The sequence below is a fragment of the Acinetobacter sp. YH12218 genome, from assembly GCF_013417925.1.
Classification (GTDB): domain Bacteria; phylum Pseudomonadota; class Gammaproteobacteria; order Pseudomonadales; family Moraxellaceae; genus Acinetobacter; species Acinetobacter amyesii.
In genome coordinates, this window is record NZ_VPDB01000019.1 from 45032 (window position 1) to 52345 (window position 7314).

The window sequence follows — 7314 nt, forward strand, 5'->3', positions numbered from 1 at the left end:
CGTTATTTAACTTCGGGTAAATCAAACCAAATCACTTGAGCATCTTCAAGCGCTTCAATTTGGCTATCTTCTAAGAACGCAATTGCACCACCAGCTTCAACTTTATGTTCAGCAATTTGCACTGAACCTGAAATAACATGGATATAATTGATATGCTGCGTTGCATGGATGTCTAAAGATTGACCTTTCGTCAAAAATGCAGATTTAACTTCCGCCTGCTGACGAATATGCATAGCTGCATCGTCATTTGGACCGACAATTAAATGCCATTGATTGGGTTGTTCACGTGGATCACATTTAATTTGTTGATAGGTCGGTTCAGCATCACGTTCATTTGGAACGATCCAAATTTGTAGTAAATGCACATCTTCATCACCTTGGTTCATTTCGCTATGACGCACACCTGTACCTGCGCTCATGAGCTGCCATTCACCCGCAGAAATGCCACCATGGTTGCCCATACTGTCTTTATGCGTAATGGTGCCTTTTAACACACAGGTCAAAATTTCCATGTTGTCATGTGGGTGTTGACCAAAACCTTCATGTGCTGCAATTAAGTCATCATTAATTACACGAAGCGCACTAACGCCCATGTATTTCGGGTCATACCAGTTACCAAAAGAGAAGCTGTGTTTAGACTCAAGCCAGCCCATTTTTACGTGACCACGGTTTTCACTTGGATGTAAAAAAGCATTCATGGCATTCATCCTTATCTTAATTATTGAACATGTACCTATTTTAAGATTGAACTAAATTGGGATATATAGTTTTTTAGCGACAATTCATCCTATTTATGCAACGATCATTCGAGATAAAGTTTTTTAATTCACTGACGTTACTTTCGTAAAGATATTTTGCACGTTTAAAATGATTTTAGCCGATTCGACGGAGTCTTACATTTAGGGATTAAATTAAGGGAATAGCCTTCGGCTAGAGGTAGTCTTGCGAAACGATGTTTCTCATTAGGCAAAATAAGAAGCGTGCTTCGCAAGTAAAAATCTTGCGGTGCAGTGCACCTCACCGACAAAATTCGTTCACTACCGTCTAATTATTCAAAGTATCGCAAACCATTATTGATTAAAAGAAGTGCTGTCTCAAACATTTGTGGATGCCCTTAACGCGTATCGTTCCTTTTTTGTCAAATTGCGGTTCTAATGTTACGCAGTAACATTAAAATTCATGAATGCACAGCGATAAAAAAAGCCTGCACGAAGCAGGCTTTTTTTTAAATATGACTAAAATTATTCTAAGAATTTAACAGTCACACCAGATTTCACTTTCTTACCTAAGTCATTTGCATCCCAGTTGGTCAAACGAATACAACCGTGTGACGCAGTTTTAGAAATAGCAGATGGGTTCGGTGTACCGTGAATACCGAATGATTTTTTGCTCAAGCCAATCCAGATATTACCAACAGGACCATTTGGACCAGGTGGTAAAGACAATGGTTTTCTGTTGTTGCCTTGAACAAAGTTAGAAGGTGAGTAGCTGTACCAAGGGTTTGGTGCAACACCTGTTACTTTATATGTACCTGTAGGCGATGGTGTATCTGAACTACCAATCGTTGCCGGGAATGAACCGATCATTTGGTTGCGGCTATTAAACAAGTAAAGTTGTTTCGCACCTTTATGTGCAACGATCAGGTGAATATCTTCAGGAACTTCGTTACGAATATTCGCCACTAAGATTTTTTCACCAGCTTTTTTAAATGTCGCTTTTGGATTCAACTTTTTCAAAAAGTCTTCATCCATGTGGAATTTTTCACCTAACATTTCAGTCACACGTGTGTAGTACAAGCCTTTCATTTTTGCTTGTAATGCATAGTCGTGTGGAATTGATGCTGCATAAGGACCTTTCAAGTCTGCATCAGTCAATGTGTATTCAATGAATGCAGGTTTAGAACCTTGTTTCGCAATCAGCGCATCCCAAGTTTCTTTAGTTAAAGTCCCTGTAGGTTTCAACCCATTCATTTGTTGGAATGAAGCGATCGCCTTTAGGGTATTTTTACCACTGGTACCATCAATTGCACCCGGTGAAGCATGTGCATTATTGAGCATGACATGCGCACGTGCATAAACAGGGAATTGACCTTTACCAATGTTGTCATACCACTGAGCATTATTTAGGTCATTTAAACCCCAAGCAACTTTGGCAGCAGGCGAAGTTGATGTTGGAGTTGTAGCAGTCGCTGTAGCAGGTGCAGCACCGATGTCGGCTTTAACATCTTCTGATTGTTGCAAGCTGTCTAAAGTTTGCGATGCTTGGTTCAGATCTTCTTGTTCTTGAGCGCTAATCTGGCTAGTTGCAGATGAAGCTTCAGTCGCTAACGGATCAATGGGATCCTGAACTGCAACATTAGTCACTTTTTTTGGCGTTAATGGTTGTTCAGCAGTAGATGCGGCAATAGCTGTACCAGCAAATATGCAACTTAGGCTCAGTGCGAGCATGGTGCGAACGAACATGTAATTCAACCTTAAGAATTATTCATTTACTGTGTATTAAAAACTGGCTAAGTATTACAGAAAAAAAGTGGAGATGCAGTAGTTGTTTTGTGTAAATATCATTTTTGGCACTCAACATGATCGGTTTTTAAATGCTTGAGAAGTTATTATATTTACAACCTTTTTGATATGATGATGCGAATATCGAATTAAGTTGGGAAAGTGAATGACGACCTTAAAAAATGATCGTTTCTTGCGTGCCTTATTACGTGAACCGGTAGATGCAACTCCGGTTTGGATGATGCGTCAGGCTGGCCGTTATTTACCAGAGTATCGTGAAACACGTGCAAAAGCGGGTGATTTCCTATCCCTTTGTAAAAATACAGAATTTGCTTGTGAAGTTACTTTACAACCTTTGCGTCGTTATGACTTAGACGCAGCCATTTTATTTTCAGACATTTTGACTGTACCTGATGCGTTGGGTTTAGGATTGTATTTTGAAGCAGGTGAAGGTCCGAAGTTTCATAAAACTGTACGTACCGAACAAGATGTACTGAATTTACCTAAGTTTAATGCCAAATCAGACCTAGATTATGTCATGAATGCTGTGACTACGATTCGTTCAGCATTGGGCGGACAAGTTCCTTTGATTGGCTTCTCAGGCAGTCCTTGGACATTGGCAACCTATATGGTGGAAGGCAGTTCAAGCAAAGATTTTCGTTTTACGAAACAAATGATGTATGCACAACCTGAAGTGCTGCATGCTTTATTAGACCGTTTGGCTGTGGCGGTGACTGAATATCTCAATGCGCAGATTGATGCAGGTGCCCAAGCTGTACAAATCTTTGATAGTTGGGGTGGGGCATTAGCACACCGTGAATACATTGAATTTTCACTAAACTACATGCAAAAAATCGTGGCAGGATTACAGCGTGAAAAAGATGGACGCAAAGTTCCAGTGATTTTGTTTACCAAAGGTGGTGGTCAATGGTTAGAGCCAATGATTGCAACGGGTGCAGATGCCTTTGGTTTAGATTGGACTACGCCATTAAATGTGGCGCGTCAAACAGTTGCAGGCCGTGCAGCATTGCAAGGCAACTTAGACCCAGCAACATTGTATGGTTCGCCTGAAGCGATTGCGAAAGCGACGCGTGCCATGTTAGATGATGCATATGCCAACGGTGAAAAAACTGGTTATGTGGCGAACTTAGGCCATGGTATTACCCAGTGGGTAGATCCAACCAATCCGAAAGCCTTTATTGATACGGTACACGAATATAGTGCCAAGTATTTATAAGGCTTCAGGGAAATAGGTTTAGGATTCAACCGTGGTCAAGATGATAAAATCGTGTTTTGAGTTCTCTTATAAGGCAGCTTCGGCTGCCTTATTTGGGATATTACTGCTGATCGCTTTTGCTTTAACTGCAGCAATGGGAAGTCAGGAATATTTTGGCTTTTTCCGTTATGACTATTTATTGTTTTATGCACTGATCATTCAAGTGTGTTTACTCTGCTTAAAACTCGAGTCTTGGGCGGAAGCCAAAGTCATAGCACTGTTTCATATCCTTGCAATGGGGATGGAAATATTTCTGACCCATCCACATATTGCCTCATGGCAATATCCGCAGCCTGCGGTTTTCAAACTGCTGACCGTGCCATTGTTTGCAGGTTTCATGTATTCGGCGGTGGGGAGTTTCTTTGCACGTTCGTTACGTCTATATCAGGTATCGTTTAGTAACTTACCGCATTTTGGCAATATGCTGTGCTTAGCCGTTTTGTCATATCTTAATTTTATGACCAAATTTTTTGTGCCAGATATCCGTATGCTTTTGTTTGCTTGGAGTGTGGTGATCTTTTGGAAAACCAAGCTCAGTTTTCAATTACAAAATCATGTGATTCAGTTGCCTATGTTACCGGTACTGTTGATTTTGGCATTTTTGATTTGGATCGCAGAAAATATCAGTACCTTCTATCAAATTTGGTTATATCCAAGTCAGGTCGATGCATGGCATATGGTCGGTTGGGGGAAACTCGGTTCTTGGTATTTGTTGCTATTACTCAGTCTGGTTTTAGTACTCAAAATCCTTGGAAAACGTGATGAAAATGGTACTTGGTTGCTCAAAAAATAGTGAAAAAGAACGTATTATTTTTAGCCAAAAGTTTTAGATGAAAATGTTTTGCCTTATCTGAAAGATCAAGTTAATCTACAGGTGTGTAATCAAAATTACACATGTTTTAATAATTAAAAACAATGGAATAAAATTCCCTGGAGAAGTGCCATGTTAAAAAAATTAGCTTTAGTTGCAGTCGTTGCACTAGGTTCTACAGCTGCTTTTGCTGACCGTGACGTAGGTTGTGGTGTTGGTTCTCAAGTTTGGGCTGGTCAATCAGGTAAAATTCCTAAAATTTTAGCTGCGACTACCAACGGTATTTTTACTAACCAGTTACTTGGTATTACTTTTGGTACTTTAGGTTGTAGCGGTACTGGTACAGTGACTGCTCAAGCGGTAACATTTACCAATGAAAATGCTGAATCACTTGCTCGTGATATGGCGGTTGGTCAAGGTGAGAGCCTGAATGTTTTGGCTGAGCTTTTAAACATCCAATCAACAGATAAAGCACGTTTCTTTGCTGTGTCTAAAGCAAATTTTGCTGAAATCTATTCAGCTGAAAACCAGTCTTCTCTACAAGTACTTGCTTCATTACAAAGCGTAATGGCGAAAGATGAAGTACTTAAAGCATACGTTTAATCGATGCTTTCAAAACCCTGTCTCTCGGCAGGGTTTTTTATTATCTAAAATATATAAAAATGGATTTGAATATAACTGAATGAAATCAACTGCTTTATTTTGTACCTTTATGATTCCGAGCATCTTATATGCTCAGCAAGTTGTAGATCCAAACCTCTCTAAAACCGTAGAGCTACAGCGATATATTGAACTTGCACAATCAAAAAAACTGTCTGAACACATCAGTTGGCAACGACTTTTATATACAGATCATAAAGGACAAAGTGAAGTTGCTTTTTCAGGTTACTTTCTAGCTGAAAATGGCCGTCAAAATGCCCAAGCCGAATTAGAGGCAGATGTCGCTGCACTGTTTCAAACCGCCGAACATAATCAAGCCTTTCGTTGTCGTTTCCCTGCGCGTAGTCAGTGGTTGATGCAAGAATTATCCATCCGTTCAGAGCAGTTACCAGTAGTGAGTTGCCCTGAGTTTGATGAATGGTTTGGGAAAATTAAGCCGTATAAAGCGACATTAATTTACGCCACAGACTTTATGGGGAATCCAAGTTCTATGTTTGGACATACCTTGTTGCGTCTCGATCCGAAAGATCAGAAAGAGCTAAATTTGGTGTCCTATGCCATTAACTATGCTGCGACAGTTGCAGGTGAAGATAACTGGTCTTATGCATGGAAAGGCTTAACAGGGCAATATCCTGGTGAATATTCCTTGATGCCGTACTACCGAAAGGTGAAAGAATATGGTGATTTTGAAAGTCGTGATTTGTGGGAATATGAGCTAGCACTGACCGAGCAAGAAACCAGTTATTTGGTTAAACATCTTTGGGAAATGCAAAATGTCAGTTTTCCCTATTATTTTGCCAGTGATAACTGTGCATATCGATTATTGGGCCTAATGGATTTGGTTCGCCCGACACTGAATTTAACCGAAAAATTTAAAGTCGCTTCCATTCCTGTTGAAACGATTAAAGCGATCAATGATGAACAACTGATTCAAGCAGCGGTGTATCGTCCTGCATTAGAAACGCAGCTTTTATCACAAGCGCAGCAACATGGATATCGTTTAGCACGTGAAGCGCATAAGCTCGCTGAAATTGAACCTGATAACATGTCGACAGCAGTCGCTCAGTTTAATGAAGCAGAGCAAGCGAAAATATTGGAAATGGCGTACGACCATCTGTATTTATTACTGATTGGTCGAAAGGTGAGTGCGGAAGAAACGCAGCCTAAATTGCGTCAAATCTTGGCCTTACGTAGCCAATCTTCACAACCCAAACAACGGACTGAACCTAAGCAGCCAAGTCTAGACCCAGTCAATGGACATCATGCGCGAAATTTTTCAGCTACCGTGGGTGAAGTTCAAGGTGAAAAATATATCGAACTCGGGCATCGTCAGGCATATCATGACTTGATCGATCCGCAAGGTGGCTTTCGGATTGGTACGCAGTTGATGTTTTGGGATGGCTCGATCCAATATCGAGACGACCAACTCAAACTCAATCATTTTGATTTTTTATCGGTCAATTCTTACAACCCGATCACGCCATTTAAAACACCGCTAAGCTGGGGTTTTAATTTTGGCTGGCAGCAAGTGTCAGTAGATGCAGGTCAATTTAGCGAAACGGAACAACATGGTGTAGCTGAATTAAAAGCTCAATCTGGATATAGCTGGGCCAATCAGGAACGCACACATTTGTGTTATGTGCAGTCTCAAATGCAGGTGCAGGGCGGCAAGTCACTAGATGATGGATGGCGAGTGGGCCTTGGGCCGACATTGGGTTGCCAAAATATTTGGTCGGAAAAATTCAATAGTTTGGTTCAGGCAGAGCTTCCGTATTGGGAAGACACACATCAATGGAATCTGAAACTCGATGCTGAATTACAATATATCGTCAACCAACAAAATGCTTTAAAACTAGGCTATGAATACCAGCAGCAAGATGATCAAGATTGGAATAAATTGAAATTGAGTTATGTATTTTTCTATTAATTTTTAAGATAGTAGGACTTACGCACTATTATTTAAAGATTCTCTGTGGTAGCAGATGATTTTTATCGAGAATAAAGTCATCAATGAAGCTTTTGATAATTGGTCTAAATAATTTCTTCTGCCAACGATATACATTTTC

General features: G+C 40.3%; 6 protein-coding genes and 1 pseudogene. 4 read left to right on the forward strand and 3 right to left on the reverse strand.

The genetic code is table 11. The features are described from left to right. Positions 1–2: 2 nt before the first annotated feature. Positions 3–698 carry a pirin-like bicupin family protein gene (locus FTV03_RS07580; RefSeq protein ID WP_180040820.1) on the reverse strand — a complete coding sequence of 232 codons (696 nt, stop codon included), beginning with the start codon at positions 696–698 and terminating at the stop codon, positions 3–5. A 543-nt stretch (positions 699–1241) separates the two neighbouring features. After that, complete coding sequence (locus FTV03_RS07585; protein ID WP_078191979.1) at positions 1242–2462, reverse strand: L,D-transpeptidase; 1221 nt, start codon at positions 2460–2462, stop codon at positions 1242–1244. Between the two features lie 205 nt (positions 2463–2667). On the opposite strand from FTV03_RS07585, the gene hemE reads away from it, so the two are divergent. From hemE to FTV03_RS07605, 4 genes are all read left to right on the forward strand, one after another. Continuing rightward, positions 2668–3738, forward strand: a complete 1071-nt coding sequence (gene hemE, locus FTV03_RS07590) for a uroporphyrinogen decarboxylase (protein ID WP_180007657.1) — start codon at positions 2668–2670, stop codon at positions 3736–3738. Positions 3739–3778: 40 nt separating this feature from the next. Further along, positions 3779–4570 carry a DUF817 domain-containing protein gene (locus tag FTV03_RS07595; protein ID WP_180040834.1) on the forward strand — a complete coding sequence of 264 codons (792 nt, stop codon included), beginning with the start codon at positions 3779–3781 and terminating at the stop codon, positions 4568–4570. A 150-nt stretch (positions 4571–4720) separates the two neighbouring features. Continuing rightward, the gene (locus FTV03_RS07600; RefSeq protein ID WP_078190276.1) at positions 4721–5191 is read left to right on the forward strand and encodes a DUF3015 family protein; all 471 of its coding nucleotides are present in this window, start codon (positions 4721–4723) and stop codon (positions 5189–5191) included. 109 nt (positions 5192–5300) lie between these two features. Then, the gene (locus tag FTV03_RS07605) at positions 5301–7175 is read left to right on the forward strand and encodes a DUF4105 domain-containing protein (protein WP_257220714.1); all 1875 of its coding nucleotides are present in this window, start codon (positions 5301–5303) and stop codon (positions 7173–7175) included. A gap of 28 nt (positions 7176–7203) precedes the next feature. Here the strand turns inward: FTV03_RS07605 and FTV03_RS07610 are convergent. Beyond that, positions 7204–7314, reverse strand: a pseudogene (locus tag FTV03_RS07610) (IS701 family transposase); the annotation flags it as partial.